Annotated in this window: 24 protein-coding genes and 1 pseudogene; 23 read left to right on the top strand and 2 right to left on the bottom strand. The window is 32.5% G+C overall.

Annotated elements, in window-relative coordinates; genetic code table 11:
- Nucleotides 1–93: 93 nt before the first annotated feature.
- The 13 genes from FYJ81_RS07740 to FYJ81_RS07680 all read left to right on the top strand — a co-directional run bounded on the left by FYJ81_RS07740 (nucleotide 94) and on the right by FYJ81_RS07680 (nucleotide 15,770).
- Nucleotides 94–735, top strand: coding sequence for a YfbR-like 5'-deoxynucleotidase (locus FYJ81_RS07740; protein ID WP_019469491.1), 642 nt, complete (start codon nucleotides 94–96; stop codon nucleotides 733–735).
- 5 nt (nucleotides 736–740) lie between these two features.
- Entirely contained in the window at nucleotides 741–971 is a 231-nt protein-coding gene (locus FYJ81_RS07735; protein ID WP_019469490.1) for a CsbA family protein, read from the top strand.
- Between the two features lie 307 nt (nucleotides 972–1,278).
- Nucleotides 1,279–3,264: an excinuclease ABC subunit UvrB gene (uvrB, locus tag FYJ81_RS07730; RefSeq protein ID WP_181187461.1), complete on the top strand. Its 1,986-nt coding sequence runs from the start codon at nucleotides 1,279–1,281 to the stop codon at nucleotides 3,262–3,264.
- 5 nt (nucleotides 3,265–3,269) lie between these two features.
- Nucleotides 3,270–6,107: an excinuclease ABC subunit UvrA gene (gene uvrA / locus FYJ81_RS07725; RefSeq protein ID WP_107383674.1), complete on the top strand. Its 2,838-nt coding sequence runs from the start codon at nucleotides 3,270–3,272 to the stop codon at nucleotides 6,105–6,107.
- 341 nt (nucleotides 6,108–6,448) lie between these two features.
- Nucleotides 6,449–7,387 (top strand): HPr(Ser) kinase/phosphatase, encoded by a 939-nt coding sequence (gene hprK / locus FYJ81_RS07720; protein ID WP_107383675.1) that lies wholly within the window; start codon nucleotides 6,449–6,451, stop codon nucleotides 7,385–7,387.
- On the top strand, nucleotides 7,384–8,220 hold the full coding sequence (lgt, locus tag FYJ81_RS07715; protein ID WP_107504633.1) for a prolipoprotein diacylglyceryl transferase: 837 nt from the start codon (nucleotides 7,384–7,386) through the stop codon (nucleotides 8,218–8,220). The genes hprK and lgt overlap by 4 nt, the downstream gene beginning before the upstream one ends.
- A gap of 9 nt (nucleotides 8,221–8,229) precedes the next feature.
- Nucleotides 8,230–8,706, top strand: a complete 477-nt coding sequence (locus tag FYJ81_RS07710; RefSeq protein WP_107383677.1) for an acyltransferase — start codon at nucleotides 8,230–8,232, stop codon at nucleotides 8,704–8,706.
- Nucleotides 8,707–8,729: 23 nt separating this feature from the next.
- The gene (locus tag FYJ81_RS07705; RefSeq protein WP_107383678.1) at nucleotides 8,730–10,178 is read left to right on the top strand and encodes a tetratricopeptide repeat protein; all 1,449 of its coding nucleotides are present in this window, start codon (nucleotides 8,730–8,732) and stop codon (nucleotides 10,176–10,178) included.
- A gap of 65 nt (nucleotides 10,179–10,243) precedes the next feature.
- Nucleotides 10,244–11,188, top strand: coding sequence for a thioredoxin-disulfide reductase (gene trxB / locus FYJ81_RS07700; RefSeq protein WP_107383679.1), 945 nt, complete (start codon nucleotides 10,244–10,246; stop codon nucleotides 11,186–11,188).
- A 498-nt stretch (nucleotides 11,189–11,686) separates the two neighbouring features.
- Complete coding sequence (gene rapZ / locus FYJ81_RS07695) at nucleotides 11,687–12,613, top strand: RNase adapter RapZ (protein WP_107383680.1); 927 nt, start codon at nucleotides 11,687–11,689, stop codon at nucleotides 12,611–12,613.
- Nucleotides 12,600–13,586, top strand: a complete 987-nt coding sequence (locus tag FYJ81_RS07690) for a gluconeogenesis factor YvcK family protein (protein WP_107383681.1) — start codon at nucleotides 12,600–12,602, stop codon at nucleotides 13,584–13,586. Before rapZ ends, FYJ81_RS07690 begins: the two co-directional genes overlap by 14 nt.
- 52 nt (nucleotides 13,587–13,638) lie before the next feature.
- Nucleotides 13,639–14,583, top strand: a complete 945-nt coding sequence (gene whiA, locus FYJ81_RS07685) for a DNA-binding protein WhiA (RefSeq protein WP_107383682.1) — start codon at nucleotides 13,639–13,641, stop codon at nucleotides 14,581–14,583.
- A gap of 341 nt (nucleotides 14,584–14,924) precedes the next feature.
- Nucleotides 14,925–15,770 (top strand): YitT family protein, encoded by an 846-nt coding sequence (locus FYJ81_RS07680; protein ID WP_107383683.1) that lies wholly within the window; start codon nucleotides 14,925–14,927, stop codon nucleotides 15,768–15,770.
- 396 nt (nucleotides 15,771–16,166) lie between these two features.
- On the opposite strand, the gene FYJ81_RS13265 is transcribed toward FYJ81_RS07680, so the two are convergent.
- The gene (locus FYJ81_RS13265; RefSeq protein ID WP_181187441.1) at nucleotides 16,167–17,216 is read right to left on the bottom strand and encodes a tyrosine-type recombinase/integrase; all 1,050 of its coding nucleotides are present in this window, start codon (nucleotides 17,214–17,216) and stop codon (nucleotides 16,167–16,169) included.
- A gap of 9 nt (nucleotides 17,217–17,225) precedes the next feature.
- Nucleotides 17,226–18,059: a helix-turn-helix transcriptional regulator gene (locus tag FYJ81_RS07670; protein WP_154409534.1), complete on the bottom strand. Its 834-nt coding sequence runs from the start codon at nucleotides 18,057–18,059 to the stop codon at nucleotides 17,226–17,228.
- A 145-nt stretch (nucleotides 18,060–18,204) separates the two neighbouring features.
- Between FYJ81_RS07670 and FYJ81_RS07665 the strand changes: the two genes are divergently transcribed.
- The 10 genes and pseudogenes from FYJ81_RS07665 to FYJ81_RS07615 form a co-directional block, all read left to right on the top strand.
- The gene (locus FYJ81_RS07665) at nucleotides 18,205–18,420 is read left to right on the top strand and encodes a helix-turn-helix domain-containing protein (RefSeq protein WP_154409533.1); all 216 of its coding nucleotides are present in this window, start codon (nucleotides 18,205–18,207) and stop codon (nucleotides 18,418–18,420) included.
- 12 nt (nucleotides 18,421–18,432) lie between these two features.
- Entirely contained in the window at nucleotides 18,433–19,056 is a 624-nt protein-coding gene (locus FYJ81_RS07660) for a BRO-N domain-containing protein (protein ID WP_154409532.1), read from the top strand.
- A 16-nt stretch (nucleotides 19,057–19,072) separates the two neighbouring features.
- Complete coding sequence (locus FYJ81_RS07655) at nucleotides 19,073–19,333, top strand: DUF771 domain-containing protein (protein WP_064263808.1); 261 nt, start codon at nucleotides 19,073–19,075, stop codon at nucleotides 19,331–19,333.
- 11 nt (nucleotides 19,334–19,344) lie between these two features.
- Nucleotides 19,345–19,491 (top strand): hypothetical protein, encoded by a 147-nt coding sequence (locus tag FYJ81_RS07650; protein ID WP_154409531.1) that lies wholly within the window; start codon nucleotides 19,345–19,347, stop codon nucleotides 19,489–19,491.
- Nucleotides 19,488–19,835, top strand: coding sequence for a hypothetical protein (locus FYJ81_RS07645; RefSeq protein ID WP_229767955.1), 348 nt, complete (start codon nucleotides 19,488–19,490; stop codon nucleotides 19,833–19,835). The genes FYJ81_RS07650 and FYJ81_RS07645 overlap by 4 nt, the downstream gene beginning before the upstream one ends.
- A gap of 1 nt (nucleotide 19,836) precedes the next feature.
- The gene (locus tag FYJ81_RS07640) at nucleotides 19,837–20,247 is read left to right on the top strand and encodes a hypothetical protein (RefSeq protein WP_064783247.1); all 411 of its coding nucleotides are present in this window, start codon (nucleotides 19,837–19,839) and stop codon (nucleotides 20,245–20,247) included.
- 1 nt (nucleotide 20,248) lies between these two features.
- A complete protein-coding gene (locus tag FYJ81_RS07635; protein WP_154409530.1) occupies nucleotides 20,249–20,557 on the top strand; it encodes a hypothetical protein in 309 nt (102 codons plus the stop codon).
- Between the two features lie 86 nt (nucleotides 20,558–20,643).
- Nucleotides 20,644–22,986: a phage/plasmid primase, P4 family gene (locus FYJ81_RS07630; RefSeq protein ID WP_154409529.1), complete on the top strand. Its 2,343-nt coding sequence runs from the start codon at nucleotides 20,644–20,646 to the stop codon at nucleotides 22,984–22,986.
- Nucleotides 22,987–23,529: 543 nt separating this feature from the next.
- Nucleotides 23,530–23,988: a hypothetical protein gene (locus FYJ81_RS07625; protein WP_154409586.1), complete on the top strand. Its 459-nt coding sequence runs from the start codon at nucleotides 23,530–23,532 to the stop codon at nucleotides 23,986–23,988.
- A 181-nt stretch (nucleotides 23,989–24,169) separates the two neighbouring features.
- A pseudogene (locus FYJ81_RS07615) lies at nucleotides 24,170–24,448 on the top strand (hypothetical protein); the annotation flags it as partial.

The raw sequence follows: 24,448 nt of genomic DNA, 5'->3' as shown, positions 1-24,448 counted from the left end.
GATATTTAACGGCATTAAAAAGACATTTTACATGTGGAATGATATTATAAAATCAAGTATAATCATTCATTAAATAAATGAGGAGGCGCTATCATGGGAGTACATCAATATTTTAAACGTTTATCAGACTTAGAAAAATTAATACGATTGCCTGGGAAATTTAAATATTTTGAGCATAATGTTGCTGCACATTCCTTTAAAGTGACTAAAATTGCTCAATATTTAGGTACAGTAGAAGAATATCACGGCAATAAAGTAGATTGGAAAAGCTTATACGAAAAAGCCTTAAACCATGATTTCGCCGAAATTTTTACAGGAGATATTAAAACGCCAGTCAAATATGCGAGTGGAGAATTAAAAAAATTATTCTCACAAGTAGAAGAAGAAATGGTAGATCATTTTATAAACGAAGAAATACCAGAACAATATCAATCCATATATCGAGAACGACTGCAAGAAGGAAAAGATGATTCACTAGAAGGTCAAATTTTATCTGTTGCTGATAAAATTGATTTGTTATATGAAACATTTGGTGAAATTCAAAAACGTAATCCTGAGCCACTATTTTTTGAAATATACGAAATGTCATTAGAAACAATTATGCAATTTGACCATTTGAATTCAGTGCAAGATTTTATAGAAAATATTATTCCTGAAATGCTTACAGAGAGATTTATACCAAAATCGGAATTACGAGAAACAACGATGTCTATTTTAAATAATAGGAACGGGTGACATGAATGATCTGGTATATACTAGCATCTTTTTTCCCCTGCATACTTGTCGTATTGTTTAGCGTACTGACAAGAAGTAAATGGGTAGGTACTATTTTAACTTTGATTTTAATAGGAACTTCAATTGAAAAAGGTTTTTTTCATGATGAATGGATTATTTTTATAGATGTTGCTTCATTATTAGCAGGTTACTTAATTATCGATCAATTAGAACTCCATAAAAAAGAAGATGATTAGGTAATAAGTGTTAAGCAACTTAATTGATACAACATGACAAAAAGTATATAATTATTTAACTTCATTTTATCAGAATAAAAATTTATTAACGCAAACAAACATGGTCATGTACTGTGTTTGTTTTTATATAGTGAAACACTAATTTACGAACAAATGTTTGTGTTGAAGGTTATAAATCTGTTAAAATATAAACTGTTAATAACATACGTATGTAAAATATAGTTATATCAACTAAAATAAGTCGCGTGTTAAATGAGATATTTAAATTACGTTCGAGCAGATAGAAATATAATAGGAGGCATGTGTCATTATGGAACACTACCCATTTAAATTACAATCGGATTTTGATCCTAAAGGGGACCAACCAGAAGCGATTCGACAAATTGTAGATGGTGTGAATGCAGGGAAGAGACATCAGACATTACTAGGAGCTACGGGTACTGGGAAGACATTTACAATGAGTAATGTGATTCAACAAGTTGGTAAGCCAACTTTAATTATCGCCCATAATAAAACGTTAGCGGGTCAATTATATAGTGAATTTAAAGAATTCTTTCCTGAGAATAGAGTCGAGTACTTCGTCAGTTACTACGATTATTATCAACCAGAGGCCTATGTACCATCAACTGACACATTTATTGAAAAAGATGCGTCAATTAATGACGAAATTGACCAATTACGTCACTCTGCGACAAGCGCATTATTTGAACGAGATGACGTCATTATCATTGCTAGTGTGAGCTGTATCTATGGTTTAGGTAATCCAGAAGAATATCGTGACTTAGTTGTCAGTGTCCGCGTAGGTATGGAAATGGACAGAAGCGAGTTACTTAAAAAATTAGTAGATGTGCAATACACAAGAAATGATATTGATTTTAGACGTGGTACATTTCGTGTTAGAGGCGATGTTGTAGAAATCTTCCCAGCTTCTCGTGAAGAAATGTGCATTCGTGTTGAATTTTTCGGGGATGAAATTGATAGAATACGTGAAGTTAATTATTTAACTGGAGAAGTGTTGAGAGAGCGCGATCACTTTGCAATTTTCCCAGCTTCCCACTTCGTTACCCGAGAAGAAAAAATGAAATCTGCCATCCAACGTATTGAAAATGAACTTGAAGAACGTTTGTCAGAGTTGCGTTCCGAGAATAAATTGCTTGAAGCTCAACGCCTAGAACAAAGAACAAATTATGATTTGGAAATGATGAGAGAGATGGGATTTTGTTCAGGTATCGAAAACTATTCTGTACATTTGACACTAAGACCTATGGGTTCAACACCTTATACATTGCTCGACTATTTTGGAGATGATTGGCTTGTGATGATTGATGAGTCACATGTGACATTACCACAAGTCAGAGGTATGTATAACGGCGACCGTGCGCGTAAGCAAGTACTTGTTGATCATGGTTTTAGGTTACCAAGTGCTTTAGACAATAGACCGTTAAAATTTGAAGAATTTGAAGAAAAAACGAAACAACTTGTATATGTGTCTGCAACACCAGGACCTTATGAATTAGAACATACAGATGAAATGGTGGAACAAATTATTCGCCCAACAGGATTATTAGATCCTAAGATAGAAGTTAGACCGACAGAAAATCAAATTGATGACTTGCTTAGTGAAATACAAGAACGTATTAATCGAAATGAACGTGTATTAGTAACAACATTGACTAAAAAGATGAGTGAAGACTTGACCACGTATTTGAAAGAAGCAGGCATTAATGTGAATTATTTACATTCAGAAATTAAAACTTTAGAACGTATTGAAATTATTCGAGATTTACGTGTGGGTACCTATGATGTGATTGTTGGTATTAACTTGTTAAGAGAGGGTATTGATATACCAGAAGTATCTCTTGTTGTCATATTAGATGCAGATAAAGAAGGCTTCTTACGCTCGCAAAGATCACTTGTCCAAACAGTAGGTCGTGCAGCGCGTAATAGTGGCGGTGAAGTTATTATGTATGGAGATAAAATTACAGATTCAATGCGTTACGCACTAGATGAAACAGAGCGTCGTAGATCGATTCAACAAGCATATAATGAAAAATATAATATTACGCCTACCACAATTAATAAAAAAATTCATGATGTTATCAGTGCTACTGTTGAAACAGATGAAACAAACGAAGCGCAACGTACGGAAGTACCTAAAAAAATGACGAAAAAAGAGCGTGAAAAAACCATTAGTAATATAGAAAAAGAAATGAAACAAGCAGCTAAAGATTTAGACTTTGAAAAAGCAACTGAACTCAGAGATATGTTGTTTGAATTAAAAGCAGAAGGGTGACGAAAATGAAGCAACCATCCATTGTAGTTAAAGGGGCACGTGCCCACAATTTAAAAGATGTTGATATTGAAATACCTAAAAATGAACTTATAGTAATGACGGGGTTATCTGGCTCAGGCAAATCTTCATTAGCTTTTGATACGATTTATGCAGAAGGGCAACGTAGATATGTAGAATCATTAAGTGCTTATGCAAGACAGTTTTTAGGACAAATGGATAAGCCAGATGTTGATACTATTGAAGGTTTGTCTCCTGCGATTTCAATAGACCAAAAAACAACGAGTAAAAATCCAAGATCTACGGTTGCCACTGTTACTGAAATATATGATTATATTCGTCTATTATATGCACGTATTGGAAAGCCATATTGCCCAAATCATGGTATAGAAATTGAATCTCAAACTGTACAACAAATGGTCGATCAAGTTTTACAACTTGAAGAACGCAGTAAGATTCAATTACTGGCGCCTGTTGTTAATCATAGAAAAGGCGCGCATGAAAAGTTAATTGATGACATTAGTAAAAAAGGATACGTACGTGTGCGTGTTGATGGCGAAATTACGGATGTAAATGAAGTGCCAAATTTAGATAAAAATAAGAACCACACGATAGAAGTTGTTGTAGACCGCCTTGTAATCAAAGAAGGTATTGAAACACGTCTAGCCGATTCTATAGAAACGGCGTTACAATTAGCTGAAGGTAATTTAATCGTAGATATCATTGGTGACGATGAACTAAAATTTTCTGAAAATCATGCTTGTCCTATTTGTGGATTTTCAATCGGAGAATTAGAACCACGCATGTTTAGTTTTAACAGCCCATTTGGAGCTTGTCCAACTTGTGATGGTTTAGGACAAAAACTAATGGTAGATTTAGACTTAGTTGTTCCTGATAAGGAGAAATCATTGAATGAAGGTGCAATTGTTGCTTGGGAATCTTCAAGTTCAGACTTTTATCCAACATTATTAAATCGTGTCTGTGAAGTATATAAAATAAATATGGATAAACCATTCAAAAAATTAACAGAACGCCAAAAAGATATTATTCTTTATGGTTCCAAAGATAAAGAAATTGAATTTACATTCAAACAGCGCAACGGCCAAACAAGAAAACGTACGATGGCGTTTGAAGGTGTTATAAATAATATCAATAGACGTTATCATGATTCACCGTCAGAACTCGTAAGAGAAATGATGAGTAAATACATGACAGAACTTACTTGTGAAACATGTCATGGCAAACGTTTAAGTCGCGAAGCTTTGTCTGTGTATGTGGACGGGAAAAATATCGGTGAAGTGGTAGAACACTCTATTAAAGATGCACTGTATAACTATGAACATATCACATTATCAGAGCAAGACAGAAAAATTGCTAATCAAATTTTAAAAGAGATTAATTCTAGATTAGAATTTTTATATAATGTAGGATTAGAGTATTTAACACTAAATCGTGCTTCTGGTTCTTTGTCAGGTGGTGAGGCGCAACGTATACGTTTAGCAACTCAGATTGGTTCAAGACTATCTGGTGTATTATATGTTTTAGATGAGCCTTCTATAGGATTACATCAGCGTGATAATGATCGGTTAATTAGTACTTTAAAAGAAATGCGAGATCTAGGTAACACTTTAATCGTTGTTGAACATGATGATGATACGATGCGTGCTGCAGATTATTTAGTAGATGTAGGACCAGGTGCTGGTGACCACGGCGGTGAAATTGTTGCTAGTGGTACGCCAAAACAAGTTATGGCAAATACAAAGTCTTTAACTGGTCAATATTTGAGTGGTAAGAAGAAAATTCAGGTGCCAGAATCACGTCGTGAAGTTACGGATAGAAAGATTAGTGTCAAAGGCGCACGCAGTAATAATTTGAAAGATGTTAATGTAGACTTTCCACTTTCAACGATGAACGTTGTTACGGGTGTGTCTGGTTCCGGTAAGAGTACATTAGTCAATGAAGTACTTTATAAATCATTAGCTAAAAAGATAAATAAATCTAAAGTTAAACCAGGTGATTATGATGAAATTAACGGTATAGATCAACTTGATCGTATTATCGATATTGATCAATCGCCAATTGGTAGGACACCACGTTCTAATCCGGCAACGTATACGGGTGTTTTTGATAACATACGAGATATCTTTGCTCAAACAAACGAAGCAAAAGTCAGAGGTTATTCTAAAGGTCGCTTTAGTTTTAATGTTAAAGGTGGTCGCTGTGAAGCATGTAAAGGTGACGGTATCATTAAAATAGAAATGCACTTTTTACCGGATGTCTATGTACCTTGTGAAGTTTGTGGCGGCTCGAGATATAACCGTGAAACACTAGAAGTAACATACAAAGGTAAAAACATTGCGGACGTCTTGGCTATGACTGCCGAAGAAGCAACAAACTTTTTTGAAAATGTCCCTAAAATACATCGAAAATTGAAAACTTTAGTAGATGTTGGTTTAGGTTATGTTACTTTAGGACAACCGGCTACGACATTATCTGGTGGTGAAGCACAACGTGTTAAACTTGCTTCAGAATTGCATAAACGCTCTACTGGCCGTTCAATATATATATTAGATGAGCCAACAACTGGTTTGCATGTTGATGATATTAGCCGATTATTAAAAGTGTTAAATAAATTGGTTGATAACGGTGACACAGTTGTCATCATTGAACACAATTTAGACGTTATTAAAATGGCTGATTATATTATTGATTTAGGTCCAGAAGGCGGTGACGGTGGTGGTACCATCGTTGCGACAGGTACACCAGAGGATATTGCAAAAGTGAAAGGAAGCTACACTGGACAATATTTAAAACCAGTATTAGAAAGAGATACAGTTCAAGCATAATAGTTTATTGATCAACCTCTGTAAAAATATATAAAATATTAGCTACTCCATACAAGAAGACATTTTCATGTGTCTGGAATGTATGGAGTAGTTTTTTCGATATCTAACATTTTATTCCATTCAAGCTTATCCAACCTTGCTGGATTGTAACGACGTAATCATTTAAAATAAATGAGATTACTGAACCATTTTTAGTAATTTTATTCAAAAATAATATAGGGTATGATAAAAACGATAGGATTTATTTTAGACTTCTGTACTTTTTTATATAGATTATCAGTCCTTTTTGATATGATAATGACATATGAAATTTCAGGAGAAATATTAATAGAGGTGAACCTATGTTAACAACAAAGAGTTTAATTGAACGCTTTAACCTTGAGCTTATAGCTGGGGAGTCAGGCTTAAATAAACAAATAAAAAATACAGATATATCAAGACCAGGATTAGAAATGGCTGGATATTTTTCGCACTATGCCTCTGACCGCATTCAATTGTTAGGAACAACAGAATTATCATTTTATAATCTACTACCGGATGAAGAGCGCAAAGGACGCATGAAAAAATTATGTCGACCAGAAACACCAGCAATTATTGTGACAAGAGATTTAGAGCCACCAGAAGAGCTTGTAGCATCAGCGAAAGAATTTGATACACCACTTATCACGTCAACAATTGCAACAACACAATTAATGAGTCGTTTAACGACTTTCTTAGAACATGAACTTGCACGAACAACTTCGTTGCATGGTGTTCTAGTAGATGTGTATGGTGTTGGTGTACTTATAACAGGAGACTCAGGTATCGGTAAAAGTGAAACGGCACTTGAACTAATTAAACGTGGTCACAGACTTGTCGCGGATGACAATGTAGAGATTAGAGAAATTAGTAAAGATGAACTGATTGGTAGACCCCCTAAATTAATAGAACATTTATTAGAAATTAGAGGTTTAGGTATTATAAATGTAATGACACTCTTTGGTGCAGGTTCCATTTTGACCGAAAAGCGTTTACGTTTAAATATTCATTTAGAAAATTGGCATAAAGATAAATTGTATGATCGCGTTGGTTTGAATGAAGAAACATTACGCATTTTAGACACTGAGATTACTAAAAAGACAATACCAGTTAGACCAGGTCGTAACGTAGCAGTTATCATTGAAGTTGCAGCGATGAACTATAGACTTAATATTATGGGGATTAACACTGCAGAAGAATTCAATGATCGCTTAAATGCTGAAATTATGCGTAATGGTAGCAACAATAAGGAGAATAAATGATGATATTGAATTACATTGATCCAATTGCATTTGAGCTTGGTCCAATATCGGTTCATTGGTATGGCATTATCATCGCCGCGGGTATACTATTAGGTTATTTTATCGCTCAGGAAAGTGTTAAACGCATAGGTTTTGATAAAGATATATTGATTGATATCATCTTTTGGAGTGCAATTTTTGGTTTTATCGTAGCTAGAATTTATTTTGTTATTTTCCAATGGCCTTATTATGCACAACATCCTATAGAAATACCTATGATTTGGTATGGAGGAATCGCGATTCATGGTGGTCTGATTGGCGGTTTTATCACAGGTATCATTGTATGCAGACAAAAAAATATCAATCCATTTCAAATTGGTGATGTGATTGCACCGAGTTTGATTTTAGGACAAGGTATTGGCAGATGGGGTAACTTTATGAATCATGAAGCCCATGGTGGTCCTGTATCTAAATCATTTTTAGAAAATATGCATATACCGGACTTTATTATTAACAATATGTACATTGATGGTCAATATTATCACCCAACGTTTTTATACGAATCTATATGGGATATTCTAGGATTTGTTATATTAATTACATTGAGAAAGCATTTACGTATAGGTGATACTTTTGCACTATATCTTATCTGGTATTCTATAGGTAGATTCTTTGTAGAAGGTTTGCGTACAGATAGTTTGATGCTCACGAGTGATATACGTGTTGCGCAACTCATGTCTGTCTTACTTATTGTTGCGGGCATTGTCCTTATGATAATTAGAAGAGTGAGATATAATGCACCAAGATATAAAGATGTTGGCCCTTTAACATGGTCAAAGCAAAAGGTGAAGTGATAGAATATAATGCGTGACTTAAAAAAGCTAAAAGTTAATGGTAAAAATCCGTTGTGGCATATGTATCGCTACATAAGCCGTGTCAAAATGTTTAAACAAACAGTGATTATAGAAGTTTGCCGCTACTTACCTAATGTGAAATTAAAACATTGGATGTATCGCAATTTATTAAAAATGAATATAGGTGCACATACAGCATTTGCATTTAAAGTTGTACCTGATTTATTACATCCTGAGTATATAACGGTTGGTGAAAACTGTGTCATAGGTTATAACACAACTATTTTAACGCATGAGTTTTTAGTAGGTGAATTTCGAACAGGGCATGTTTATATTGGAAATCACACGTTAATCGGAGCTAATGTAACAATTTTGCCTGGAGTAAAAATAGGAGATTATGTGAAGGTTGGCGCAGGTACTGTTGTATCTAAGGACATCCCGAACCACACGTTAGCATATGGGAATCCAATGCAACTGAAGCAATGACTAAATACAGGAGGTGAACATGGATGGCGCAAAACAGCAATAAAATTATTTCAATGAAACTTGATAGTCCTTTTTATAAAAAATTAGCTGATCAAAAATATCAACAGCAAGATTATAAAAAGGCAGTAGAATACTATGAAAAAGTGCTTGAAATGTCACCCCAAGAATTTGATGTTTTTGAAATTAAAGTAAAATTATCAGAATGTCTAGCACATCTTGGTTATAACAATAGAGCAGAACATATTTTTTATGAAATGATTGCTAAACAAGAATCGGTAGTGGATAGTTACTATCAACTCAGCCAATTAAATATTACGCTCAATGAAGCAAACAAAGCCTTTTTATTCGGAATGAATTATGTCATTTTAGCAGATGATGACGACTACCAAGAAGAATTAGAAGAAATGTTTGAGGTTACTTATAACTCTGAAGAAAAGATTGAAGTTGAGTGCCAATTATTTGCGGTTCAGCTCATTTTTCAATATTTATTTTCACAAGGCAGACTGCCCGAGGCAAGAAACTTTGTTTTAAATCAAAATGAAGCGATTCAAGATCATCGAGTAGTTAGAAATTTATTAGCCATGTGTTATCTATACCTCAATGAATATGATACTGCTAAAGTAATGTTTGAACGTTTGCTTAATGAGGACAATACTGATGTACATGCACTTTGTCATTACACTTTATTGTTATATAACACCAATGAAAAAGAAAAGTATCAACGTTATTTGAATATTTTAAGTAAAGTCGTACCTATGAATGATGATGAATCGTTCAAGCTAGGTATTGTACTTTGTTATTTAAAGCAATATGAAGCTTCTCAAAAATTGCTGCAACCACTTTATAGAAAAGGGAAATTTCTCTCTATACAAATGTATAATGCATTGAGCCACAACAATTATCATCTCAATCATATCGAAGATAGCAAATATTTTTGGTCTAAGTTACAAGAAATATCTAAGGTTGATGTAGGTTATGCGCCTTGGGTAATTGAGCAAAGTAAGGCGTATTTCAACCAACAAGTATTGCCACTATTATTGAGTGATGATAGTCATCGTAGGTTATACGGGATTTTCTTATTAAATCAATTAAAAGGTCGAGAAGTCTTATTGACACAAGACATATGGGCTGTTTTAGAAGATATGAATGATTATGAAAAATTATATTTAACTTATCTTATTCAAGGTTTACAGTTAAATAAGTTAGATTTTATTCATAGAGGCATGTTAATGTTGTATAATATTGAATATTTGAAAAATAACTCAGAATTATTTATTGTATGGATTGATAAAGCAGAGGCGATTATAGCAGAACAAGCAGATTTAACTAATGTAGATGATTATGTGGCTGCTTTTGTTTATATGTATTATCGGAGTATGGACACTAAGATTACCAAACAACAAGTATTAGAATGGTTTGATATAACGGCTTATCGTTTAAATAAAACAATAGACTATTTAGTAAGCATATAATTTTATGAAATGCAAGAAATCATATATAATGCGTATAATGAATTAATAAACAGGAGGCAATTTAAATGGCTGAACAAGTGGATTTTGATGTTGCGATTGTAGGTGCAGGGCCAGCTGGTATGACTGCTGCCGTGTATGCATCACGTGCAAACTTAAGTACTGTAATGATTGAACGTGGTATGCCAGGTGGACAAATGGCAAATACAGAAGAGGTTGAAAACTTCCCAGGTTTTGAAATGATTACTGGGCCAGATTTATCAACTAAAATGTTTGAACACGCTAAAAAGTTTGGCGCAAAATATCAATATGGTGATATCAAATCAATTGAAGACAAAGGTCAATATAAAGTTATAAATCTTGGCAACAGTGAGATTACTGCGCGAGCTGTGATTATATCTACTGGTGCTGAATATAAAAAAATTGGTGTGCCCGGTGAACAAGAATTAGGTGGCCGCGGTGTGAGTTATTGCGCAGTATGTGATGGTGCATTCTTCAAAAACAAAAAATTATTTGTTATCGGTGGTGGAGATTCTGCAGTTGAGGAAGGTACATTCCTTACAAAATTCGCTGACAGTGTAACAATCGTTCACCGTAGAGATGAACTACGTGCGCAAAAAATCTTACAAGATCGTGCATTTAAAAATGATAAAATCGACTTTATTTGGAGTCATACTCTTAAAACAATCAACGAAAAAGACGGTAAAGTTGGTTCAGTTACTTTAGAATCCACAAAAGATGGTGCTGAACAAACTTTCGATGCTGACGGTGTTTTCGTATACATTGGTATGAAACCATTAACAGCACCATTTGAAAATTTAGGCATTACAAATGAAGTAGGCTATATTGTCACTAATGAAGATATGAGTACGAAAATCCCAGGTGTTTATGCTGCTGGCGACGTACGTGCAAAAGGCCTACGCCAAATCGTAACTGCAACAGGTGACGGCAGTATCGCAGCACAAAGTGCAATTTCTTATATTGAAGAATTAAAAGATACCATAGAAGCATAAGATTAAAATATATTATTTATAGAATTTAATTGAATAATAACGAGATTCAGACAGGCTAGAATGTATCAACCTTACATTAATCATGTAGGTTTAACATTCTAGCTTTTTTACATAATTGTACTTTAAATGTAAGTGTGCAGTGTTAGCTCAATGAATCACTTGTGTGAGGTATCAACCTACTATATATGTGTATTTCAGGAGCTATATAATAAATAGATCACACAGAAGCTAATTTATTATAAATTATGCTAATTGAAAAAATGAAAAAGACTCAATTACATTTGTGGACACAAATTTATTTCATTTAAGTCAGTCTACGATAGTACTTAGGGTCAATTAAGTGATAAAACTACTACCAAAGTCGTTTTTCATGTAAAATATAATGTGATAGCATAGTGGTCATAAACTGACTAAGTTAAAATGATTGCTTGTATTGATAATAAAATTCCAGAACAATAAATGGAATGTCTAAAAATAATCTTTGGATGGTGTAAAGTAATGCAACGAGAAGAAAAAGAAGTGACTAAAAGTGAATTATTAGTTGTGACAGGTTTGTCTGGCGCAGGTAAGTCGGTTGTAATACAAAGTTTAGAAGATATCGGTTATTTTTGTGTAGATAATTTACCTCCAATACTGTTGCCGAAATTTGTAGAATTAATGGGTCAAGGAAATCCTTCGTTGCAAAAGGTAGCCATTGCCATTGATTTAAGAGGGAAAGAACTTTTCAAATCATTGATTAAAGAAATCGACCAAATCAAAAGTAACTCAGATATTATCGTTGATATGATGTTCTTAGAAGCATCCAACGAAAAGTTGATCTCACGTTATAAAGAGACGCGACGTGCACATCCATTAAATGAACAAGGACAACGCTCGTTAATTGAAGCGATTGAAGAAGAACGCAGTTTACTCGCTGAGATTCAAAGTTTAGCAAACTACACGATTGATACATCATTTATGAAACCCAAAGAGCTTCGTAAGCGAATCGGAGATTACTTTAATCAAAGTAATTATCAAACATTCAATATTAATGTAACCAGTTTTGGTTTTAAACATGGGATTCAGATGGATGCGGATTTAGTGTTTGATGTGAGATTTTTACCGAACCCGCATTATGTGGATGAACTAAGACCTTTAACTGGAGAAGATGAAGCAGTATATAATTACGTTATGAAATGGAAAACAACAAATATTTTTTATGAGAAATTGATGGATTTATTAAAATTTATGATTCCAGGATATAAAAAAGAAGGTAAATCACAACTTGTGATTGCAATTGGTTGTACCGGAGGCCAACATCGTTCTGTAGCTCTAGCTAAACGCATTGGTGCAGAGCTTAACGAAAATTTTGACTATAATGTATATGTGCATCATAGAGATGCTCAAATTGAAAGTGGCGTGAAGCAAAAAAATGAAAAGAATTAAACTTGTACTTATTGGTGGTGGTACAGGTTTATCTGTTTTAGCACGTGGTTTAAAAGACTTTCCGATAGATATTACGACCATTGTCACAGTTGCTGATGATGGAGGTAGTACTGGGAAAATCAGAAATGAAATGGATATTCCTGCACCTGGTGACATACGAAATGTAATTTCAGCACTCAGCGATTCAGAATCAACAATTGAAAGATTGTTCCAATATCGTTTTAAAGAAAATCAAGTTGAAGGTCATTCTTTAGGCAACTTGTTAATAGCTGCATTAACGAATATGAATGATGATTTTGGACATGCGGTAAAAGAATTAAGTAAAATTTTAAATATAAGAGGTCGAGTGATACCATCTACAAATTCCAGTGTACGCTTAAATGCAGTGATGGAAGACGGTGAAATTGTTTATGGCGAATCAAAAATTCCTAAAAAAAATAAAAAGATAGAACGTGTATTTTTAGAACCAGAAAATGTAGAACCCATGGAAGAAGCTGTTGAAGCGATAGAAGATGCTGACTTAATCGTTTTAGGACCAGGTTCGCTATATACAAGTGTAATTTCTAATCTATGCGTTAAAGGTATTGCGGATTCATTATTAAAATGCGATGCGCCAAAGTTATATGTATCAAATGTTATGACACAACCTGGTGAGACTAATCATTACACTGCTTTAGATCATGTTGATGCAATACATAATCACATGGGACGTCATTGTATAAACTATGCTATATGTAGTACTCAGACGTTTAACGGCGATGTTTTACGTCGTTATAAAGAAGATGGCGCAGATCCAGTTAAATGCAACATGAAAGATATGGAAGCAGAAAAGATAAAAGTTTTTACACACGAAAATCTGGTAGAAGTATCACAAGAGAATTATGTTAGACATAATACAGAGGTCTTGTCTAAAATGATTTACGAGATTGCTATGAGAGAAACAGAAACGATTGAATTTAACCGAGATAAATAAAATCGTAAAACAAACTAAGTATTAAACTTAGATAAGAAGGGACTGAAGATGTATGAGCTTTGCATCAGAAATGAAAAATGAACTTACTAGAATAGAAGTAGATGAAACAAATGCAAAAGCAGAGCTCAGTGCACTCATACGAATGAATGGTGCACTCAGTCTTTCCAATCAACAATTTGTGATAAATGTGCAAACTGAAAATGCTACGACAGCAAGACGTATATATTCCTTAATAAAAAAAGTGTTTAATGTTGAAGTAGAGCTACTTGTAAGGAAAAAAATGAAATTAAAAAAGAACAATATTTATATTTGTAGAATTAAAGCGCGTGCCAAAGAAATTTTAGATGAATTAGGTATTTTGAAAAATGGTGTTTTTACGCATGAAATAGATGAAACGATGATTCATGAAGATGAAATGAAAAGAAGTTATTTACGTGGTGCTTTTCTAGCAGGTGGATCAGTGAATAATCCTGAAACATCTTCCTATCATTTAGAAATATTTTCATTGTATGAAGATCATTCAGAAGGCATTACGAATTTAATGAATGAATATGAACTCAATGCGAAACATCTAGAACGTAAAAAAGGAAGCATCGCTTATTTAAAAGAAGCTGAAAAAATTTCTGATTTCTTGAGTTTAATCGGTGGTTATCAAGCGTTGCTTAAATTTGAAGATGTGCGTATTGTCAGAGACATGAGAAATTCTGTAAATAGATTAGTTAATTGTGAAACAGCTAATTTAAACAAAACCGTTAGTGCAGCGATGAAGCAGGTTGAAAGCATTCAATTAATAGACCAAGAAATTGGGTTAGATAACTTACCTGATCGCTTACGTGAAATAGCGAAATTACGAATAGAACATCAAGATATTTCCTTAAAAGAATTAGGCGAAATGATGTCTTCAGGTACAATTTCAAAATCTGGTGTCAATCATCGTTTAAGAAAATTAAACCAAATGGCTGACAAAATCCGAAGCGGTGAAACAATCGAACTTTAATTAGTTTTTCTTAAAAGAATATGGCATTTATTACAAATGATAAGACTAAATTTAAAAATATATTAAAATGTTATTGAAAAAAACTACGTTTTGATATTATAATATTCTAATTAGATTTATAGATGACGCCTCATTAGAGGTGTCTTTTTTAATAGGATTGTATTTTCTGAGGATCTTACGATGCCTTATTAATTCTAAATTAAGTTTTGTCACTTAAATGTGTTGTTATTGAAATTTAAGTTCAAGAATAGCTAAGTCAATTATTTAGGCATGGATTGAATGCATATAACATATGACGTGATGATAATTTAGATTAAATCGAACAGAATGGGAGTGAATAAATGTCAGCATTAATAAAAAATCATTATAAAAGTATCATCTTGTGTTTAATTGGAACGTTTATCAACGCTATAGGTGTAAATTGCTTTTTACTAGGATCGAATTTAGGTGATGGTGGTACAGTGGGTATCGCACTAGCCTTGAAGTATACTTTAGGATTTTCTCCAGCTTGGTCTTCTTTAATTATTAATACAATCGTTGTTTTTATCGGTTGGAAGTATTTAAGCAAAACAATCGCTGTTTATACTGTCATCTCAAACACGGCACTCTCATTCTTTTTAAGAGTAACTGAAAATATTAATTTAGGCATAGATGATTTTGTTATTAACTCTGTATTTGGTGGTGCAATTATAGGCATCGGTGCTGGACTAGTAATCTCTACAGGGAGTACACTTGGAGGTACATCTGTAATTGCTAAAATCATAAGTAAGTATTCAGAAATGAAAACATCACAAGGTATTTTTATTTTAGATGGTATTGTCGTCTTATCTTTCTTAATGGTGTTACCATTAAAAAATGTGTTATTTACGATTATCATGTTATTCATTACAGAAAGAGCGACTTCATTTATTATTGAAGGCTTTAATCCTAAAAAAGGTGTTACGGTCATTTCTACTAAGAATGAAATTATCAGTGACAAAATTAATTCCTTTACCGGTCGGGGCTCGACATTATTAAACGGAAAAGGCGGGTATGCTAAAACTGAAACGACAATGTTATATGTTGTTGTACCTCAGTCTCAGGTGACAAGAGTTAAAAAATTAGTCAATGAAGTAGATGAAAATGCCTTTTTAGTTATTCACGATGTGAGAGATGTTTTAGGCAGCACGTTTATCAATGTGAAATAATGGAGATATATTTAAGCGGTTAAATGTTTTAAAAGAACTATAAAATAATTTTCAAGAAACTTTAAACGCTTAAATCGCAATAGTTAAGCCATTTAAACGTTATAAATGACAGAGATTTGTTTTTAAATCCTCTGGATAGTTGTTTTTATATTTTGCTAGGTATAGAAATATAAAAAGGACTTTCAACGACTGAAAACAAAAGTCAATGAAAGCCCGATAAATCACTATTTAATGCAATGTCTTATAACGAAGAACATTCAAATTATCCCCTCGAAGGGCATATTATAAAGTGATTAAACGCTGTTATATAAGCTTTTGTTTTTCGTTGTGGGGACTATTTGGGGACTGGAAAATAAATTATAGTAAAAAACCACCTAATATTTATAATTAAGTGGCTTAAATAGTTTCTAGTAATTTCATTGCTTTTTCATCTTCACGCTCATAAGTTTCTTGAAGTAGGTGGGAGTAAATCGATTGTGTCGTGGCTGGATTGGAATGCCCTAAATGTTTTGATATATATAGTATTGAAAAGCCATGATGTATGAGTATAGAACAGAAACTGTGTCTTAGCGAGTGAATAGTTATCTCTTTTATATTTAGATTATCACATGCTTTTCTAAGTACTTTGTTTACAGCAGCATTAGTTATGGTTTTGCCATCAACAGTAAAGATGTAACCACTGATATTAGTAGGTCGTGAATCAATAAATGATTGAATACGTTTCATAGTTACTGCATCAATACTTATTATTCTGTCTGATGTTTCGGTTTTAGTACCTCTTAAATGAATTTTATTATTTTTAATATCCAGATCTTCACGTTTCAATTTAGCAATTTCTGAAAATCTACCACCTGTTGCAAGTGCTACTAATAGCACAAGTGATGAGGTGGTATTTTTTTGTTCAAAATAATGTTTAAGTTTTTTGAATTCTGATTCATTAATAAATTTCATTTCTTCTGTTTTGGCTGGAATAGATGCGTGTAATTCTGCTTTGTATGTAGGGTTTTTAATAACATAACCTTCATGTATAGCATCATCGAATGCATTACGTATATAACTATTTAACTTTCTAATCGTTTCATAACTATGCGTTAAACCGTACTCATTGAGAAACTTTTGGTATTCAGTACGTTTAATATCTTTTAATAACTTGTGTCTAAAATGGTCTTTAATATGCTTGTATGCAGATTCATAATGTCTTTTAGTTGATTCTGATACGTGTGGTAGTTTATTAACTTCATACCATTGATAAAAATAATCTGCAAATGTTATATCATTACTTACAGCATAACCATTTCTCATTTTATATTCTAAATCCTCTGCAATTCGTTTAGCTTCTTGTTTAGTACGATAACCACCTTTTTGAACTTTTTTACGGTTACCTTCATCGTCTACATATGAGATAGAATATCTCCATGTTTTTCCTCGCTTTTCAATGTATGCCACTTAATCACCTCAATTTTGTTCTGACAAGTATTGTTTCAATTCATTTATTGTAGTCATTCTTACTAGACGTTGTAATTTTAAAGCATCTTGTTGTTCTACTGCTTTCTCTATTTCTTCGTGATACTCTTCTACGTTAAAAATTTCTCGTTCTTTATTAATAACTGCTAATTTACTTATTAGTTCATTTTTATCATTAAAACGATTATTTAATAAATCGAAAATTAAAGTGTATTCCATTGATTTAATTTTTAATGCTTCAATATCATTTTTGTTTTTTAAAGCTTTTTTCATAAACAATAAATTACTTTGAAAATTATGTACTTGAATTAACAAGTTATTTTTATCTTCATCATCAAGTTCTAATGGTTTATTAAAAGGTGTGCCATTATCATCAATAAAAAATTCATCATCTTCATAACCTAAATATACTTTAAAATCTTCCTGTTCCAATAACCATACCACATTCATGTATGGCTTATCTAAAAATACAACAGAATTATCATGTTTGTTCACACGATATTTCATACCAGATATAACCTCGCCGTTAAATTTGTTTGTTTCCTGAAAATTTGTACTCATTTCATTTATATAATCTCTATATTCTTCTTTACTGCTTTCAGTGTCATAACCAGAAGCTTCCAACAAAGTACTATATATACTTTGTTCATCATCCGGATCAAAGACATAGGCAATTTTCATTAAAGTTTTTTTAGTTGGTTTTTCAACCTTACCACTTTCTATAGTTGATATATAGGAACGTGAAATATTAACTTTATTTGCCAACTCTTGTTTATTCAGTCCTCTTGATTCTCTTAATTCTTTTAATAAATCCTTTAGTAACAAGGTTTATCACTCCTTTTCAATTCTTAATATAAATTTTAACACAACTTACGCTTGCACCGTTAGTAAAAATAGTGTATATTTAGGTTAAGTTAGTTACGTAAGTTACGCGATTAACGTAAGTAAAAATTGATGGGTGGTGTAAAAAATGAGTGTTGCTATTAAAAAAATGGCATTTAAATTTTCAATAGTCAAAAAAGGATGGAACGTTAAACAATTAGCTGAACAAGTACCTATGGATTACGTTTACTTAAATAAAATCATTAATGGTAAAGCAAACCCTTCTGATTTAATGGCTATCAAAATTGCAAATGCATTGAATGTTGATGTATCTGAAATATTTGAAATGAAAGAAAAAGTGTGAGGAGGAAGCTCGATGATTAAGGAGTTTTTTGATGGTAAGCAAATTAGATTCATAGAAAAAGATAATGAGTATTGGGCAATAGCAGGTGATGTTGCAAAAGCATTAGGATATTCACACACACCACATATGGCTAGATTATTAGATGTGTCAGAAAAGGCTGTCCATAATGTGGACACCCTTAAAGGTAAGCAAAAAGCTGTAATTATTTCAGAAGTAGGTATTTACGAAGCTATTTGGAATAGTAGACGTGATGAAGCTGATGAGTTTAAGAAATGGGTTAAGCAAGTTATTAAAGAGTTAAGACAAACAATCGGATTAAAGCAACATGAAGTATTCCACTTAATGGATAAGCAACATCAACGAAAAGCTATGGATGTTTTGCAAAAAGGTTTATCTAATCCCAATAAGATTAGTTATATGAAATGTCAAACTGTAGTTAATAAATGTGTTTCAACATTGTTTGGTTATGATAAAGCTTTAAAAAAAGATCAAATGAGTGAAGATATGTTAATTATTCGGCAACAAATTTTAGATGACACAGTCGATTTAATGACTTCTATTAACAAATTTGGTTTAGATATTTCAGTCAGTAAAACCATTTACAATAAATACTTAAATACACAAGCTACTGCTTAATAAGGAGGTGAAAATAATGCAAGAACAACTACAAGAAAGTGAAGGTATTGTAATTATCAATGAACCTAAACTTGTGTGGTCATTTAAAGATTTACAGTCACACATGCAATTATCAAGGAATTCAATTATGAAAAAACTATTGCTAAATCCAAAATTTAAAAAGGATATTGAAAGGTATGTACATGAGCCTAAATCACAAGCAGATCATTACAAGTTTTTAGCAGAACCAATGAAAGAGTATATCAAGAAAAATTTTAATGAAATATATAACTCTTAGGGGGACATTAAATGAAAAGATACATGTTATACATGCTTATATTATCAATAGGCACAGTTTTTATAGGTGTACTAAGTGATATATACGTAGCCTTTGCACTATTTATTGTCGCAACAGCATACGGACTTAAATTAGAAAATTTGGAGGAATCAAAATGAATAAAAAATTTGAAACAGTTAAAATTAATGATTTGAAAGTAGATTATAGTTATCGTTCCACAAATAATCCAAATGCTGATGGTATTGTGGAAAATTTCAACAGACTTGCTATAGGTTACATCACAGTCAGTGTAAGACAAGATGGCTTATATATTATTGACGGAATCCGTCGTGTTGAAGCGTTAAAACAATTAGGTTATGAAGAATGTCTCGCTGAATTGCTATATGGCCTAACTGTTGAAGATGAATCTAGAATTTTTGTTAGTAAAAATGAATTTCATGGTGAATTCGACGATGAGTATGACGTATACCTAGATGATGAAGAAATGATGGAGGAAAATTAATATGAAAATTAAAGAATTTAAAAGCAAATATGGCAGAGAGATTACACTAATGCTAATAAGCGAGCGTATCAATAATAGAAATTTAAGTAAAGATGATAGAGAAGTACATGAGATGGAACTAATTCAAGAATACATGAAACATCAAGGCGTAAACGATAAATACATTGGTGAATTAGATATTTTAGATATGATTCAAGACTTTGAAACGATGGCTCAAATGTCAGTATATGCAACAAACATCTTAAAGAAAATGCGAGTTAAAAATTATGATATAGCAAATGAAATTAGTTACTTCTCACGAGAAGACGACTTAAACAATCTCTATCTTGCTAAGCTAGAAATTGAAAAGTTAATCAAAGTGATCGAGAGAAATAGACCAAATTACATTAATTTTTATAAGGAGAGTAAATAACATGTTATACACGGAAAAAGTTAACGAGTCAGTGGAATTTGCAGATTTGAGAAATAAGATTCAGAGCGTTCTCGACTATCTCGGTATGGAAACATCAGAATTAGAAAGTGAAAAAGAGTATGCAGTCAAGAAGAATCAGCCTATATACCACCATGCTATTAATAACAACATTAAGCAAAATTATATTGTCTCAAGCACTTTACAAGCGATTAGAACAGACATTGAGAACATGTATGATGATATTCAAGCTGATATTAAGCAAGAAAAAAACGCATTATCTACTGCCGACCAAAGCGAAGATAACGCGTAAGAAATGAATGTTAAAGAAACTTTATGTATTTCAATTATAGCAAAAATTACGTTATGTATCTACAAAAACAACAAGAGGGGGATTTGATGGCTATAAAAACCAAAGATTCAATAATAGATGTGAATGAATTGGAAATACCGAATGAACTTAAACAATTGAATCAATGGGTGCTGTGGCGTGCTGAATGGAACGAAAGCCGTCAAGAATACAAAAAAGTACCTTATCAAGTAAATGGTGTAAAAGCTAGCTCAACGAATAAAGATACTTGGAGTAACTTTCAAGATGTTTATTCACTTTATGATAGTAGTAATGGTTACGATGGTATAGGTTTTATATTAAGCAAAGAAAGTAAACATATTTGTCTTGATATAGATAACGCTGTAGATGCTGAAACACATCAATTACAAACAGAATTAGGACTTGAAATGACAGAACTCACATACTGTGAATTAAGTCCAAGTGGTACAGGTTTACATTGCTTTTTCAAAGGTACATTACCAGAAAACAGGAAAAGTAAGCGTACTGATTTAGATATAGAGCTGTATCATACTAGTAGATTTATGACATTTACTGGTTACACTATCGGAGGTTCAGAAATTAGCGACGATCAAGGCGTGATTGATAATTTAGTAGAACGATTCTTTAAAGCAGAACCTAAAAAGCAAAATATAAGAATTGCTAAAACTGGTAGCAGTATTTTTACAGATGATGAAATTGTAAGAATGATGACTAAAAAAAGTAAATATAAAAAATTGCTTGCTGGTGAGTATGAAGGTATTTTTGATAGCCCTAGTGAAGCTGTGCAAAGCTTGTTAAGAGTATTGGCATTTTATACTGGTAGAGATAAATCGCAAATGGAAAGTATCTTTTTAACATACAATAATCTTACTGATAAATGGGATGAAAAGCGTGGAAATTCAACTTGGGGTAATAATGAACTAGATACAGCTATAGCTAATCAAGAAACAATTTATGAGCCTAATTCGAGAGGAACAGGGCAATCGCTTAGATATACGATATCACTGATTCGTAAAGAAGAATTAGCATTTATGAAAGCTGAATTTGAGAAAGCGAAAGAAAATGGTGAAGCATCAGGTAGACCACCACAAACAATTGGCACAAATAGATGTGCTGTATTGCTTAACGATGTAATGAAATTTGTGATATTCGATTTAGAAGAAAATACAAAATTAGCAATGTATCAAAGTGAAAAAGGTATCTACACACAAAATACTGCAATTATTAAACGTATTATTTCTTGGTTAGAACCTAGACACAATGAGAAAAAAGCATTAGAAGTCATCTATCATTTAACTAATATGGTAGACGTGGTAGACAAAACAAATGAACCACATTTAATACCAGTCAATAATGGTGTGTTTAATAGAGAAACTATGAAATTGGAATCTTTTACACCTAACTATGTGTTTACTACTAAGATTTCAACTAATTATATTGACAATCCTAAAACACCAGTAATTAATGGTTGGACTTTTGATAACTGGTTAGATGAAGTCGCATGTGGTGATAGAGAAGTATTCACATTATTATGGCAAGTTATTAATGATTCATTAAATGGAAATTATACACGTAAAAAAGCGATATTCCTAGTTGGTGATGGTAACAATGCTAAAGGCACTTTCCAAACGTTGCTTACTAACTTAATCGGTTTTGATAATGTGGCAAGTCTTAAAGTTAATGAATTTGACCAAGAGTTTAAATTAGGCGTGCTAGAAGGTAAAACACTTGTGATTGGTGATGATGTTCCCGTAGGCGTGAATATTGAGGATAGTTCGAACTTTAACAGTGTAGTTACAGGTGATCCTGTGCTTGTGAATATAAAAAACAAACAACCATATCGAACTGTTTTCAGAACTACTGTGATTCAATCAACTAATGGCATGCCTAGATTTAAAAATAAAACAGGTGGGACAAACAGACGGCTTTTAATAGTACCATTTAACGCAGATTTTAACGGTGCAAAAGAAAATCCAGATATCAAAGAAAAATACCTTACTGATAAAAAGGTACTCGAATATGTACTTCACAAAGCTATAAATTTAAATTTCAATAAGTTTATTGTTCCTAGAGCATCAGCTGAATTATTAGAAGAATATATTCAAGACAATGATCCAGTATATGATTTTAAAGTCACAGAGTTTGATAAATGGAAAATTGATAAAGTACCTAAAACAGTTGTTTATTTTAGATACAAAGTTTTCTGTGAACGAGGTGGTTATAAACCTCTTTCTGAAAGAAAATTCTGCAAAAGTTTTGAACGTTATCTTGATAAATCTTGGAAGGTTGAAAGACCTAGATATTATTCAGTTAATGATTTACAAGTAAAGGTGGGTCATTTCGAACCTACACTTTTACCACACGGAGAACAAAAAATTTCATATGTGAACACAAAATTAAAAGTAGTGTAAATGAGGTGTGCATGAAACTGTGCATGAAATAGCAAAATAAACAAAAATTCGTGCACAGCTGAAATGCATCGATATAACAGTGTTTATAAGACATTTAATCACAATTACAAAAGTTACTGTGCATGAAATATTTTAACTCGTGCTCACCTTCAAACCGTTGGTAATACAGGGTTTATAGCCCTAACTGTGCATGAATTTTCAATTTTAAAGAAGTTAATATACAAATAACTATAAGAAGTAGGGCATTAATATATAAGAAGTTTTTTCAGAAATTTGGTGCACTCGTGCACAGTAAAGTACTTTATCCCTTGTGAGAGTAAGGTTTAGAGGTGAGCATGAACTGTGCATGTTGTGCACGAAGTGGTGTTTTTGTGCACGAACTAAGTTAAGTAACGGACAAAAAGGAGATTAAGAAAATGAGATACCTATATAACAGTGGCAATAGATATAAAACAGTAGTAACTAAAAATAATGTAAATCGTGTGATTATAGAATTAACTTATTAAACATATTTCAAAATAGGAGGACTCATAAACTGTGTTAATGCATTCAATACCAACTGATCCATTCAAATTAAATAATAAGAAACTCAATATTAACAATATTAAGAATTTAGAAATTGCTAATAAACCTATTTGTCACATCTATAAAACACAGGGCAAGTATCACTATTTAGAAATAGACTTTATAACATGTGATTGGTGCTTGTCGAGTTTAGGACAGGCAACACTGCAATCAAGGTTAAATACTGAATCAATTTTCTTGTGGTTAAGAGGGTATAATTTGAAACTCAACTATAACAGTGTAGGGCATATGACAATATATTTACGTGGTGATCATTTAGCGATTAATTATTTACTAGATGAAATTAATAAACTCACTGTAGATGCTAAATATTGGCAGAAATACAGAGATGGTAAACGTATGTTAGAAATTGATAGAAGTAGTCACTATGTTATGCCGACACACCATATAAAAGGTAATACACAGAAAATAATTTAAGGGAGTGTTTCCATGAATCACAAACGGATAGCACATCAGATTCTAGCTCGTTTACCTACCCATGTGAACAATGTATCTGTTAGGTATATTGATTCACTGGTAAGGCAATATGCTAGAAATAAGAAAGACTTTAGTGCAATAAAGCGCATAATAAATCAAAAACGAAAGAAGGCATTTAATTATGGTAAAAACAGTACAAGACAATACAATCAATATCTTTGATAATCAAATCTATGATAAGGGTGTTAAGGCAAAAGAGATTAAACAGAAATACCATCAGCTAACAAATCGTATTAAACAGCTTAATAGTAAAATTACACATTATCAAAATAGTGATGAATTTGCAGAAGCAACAAAATTAAAAAGTCTACAATCAGATTTAGAACAAGAATTAATCGAAGTCGACGAACAACTTAACTCATCAGATTATAAAGTAACTGAAGAAGAATTTGACCAGTTC

It is taken from the genome of Staphylococcus sp. McC-251-APC-3A2 (genome assembly GCF_009695665.1).
Classification (GTDB): Bacteria; Bacillota; Bacilli; order Staphylococcales; family Staphylococcaceae; genus Staphylococcus; species Staphylococcus cohnii.
This window is presented reverse-complemented; position numbering and strand designations above follow the sequence as displayed.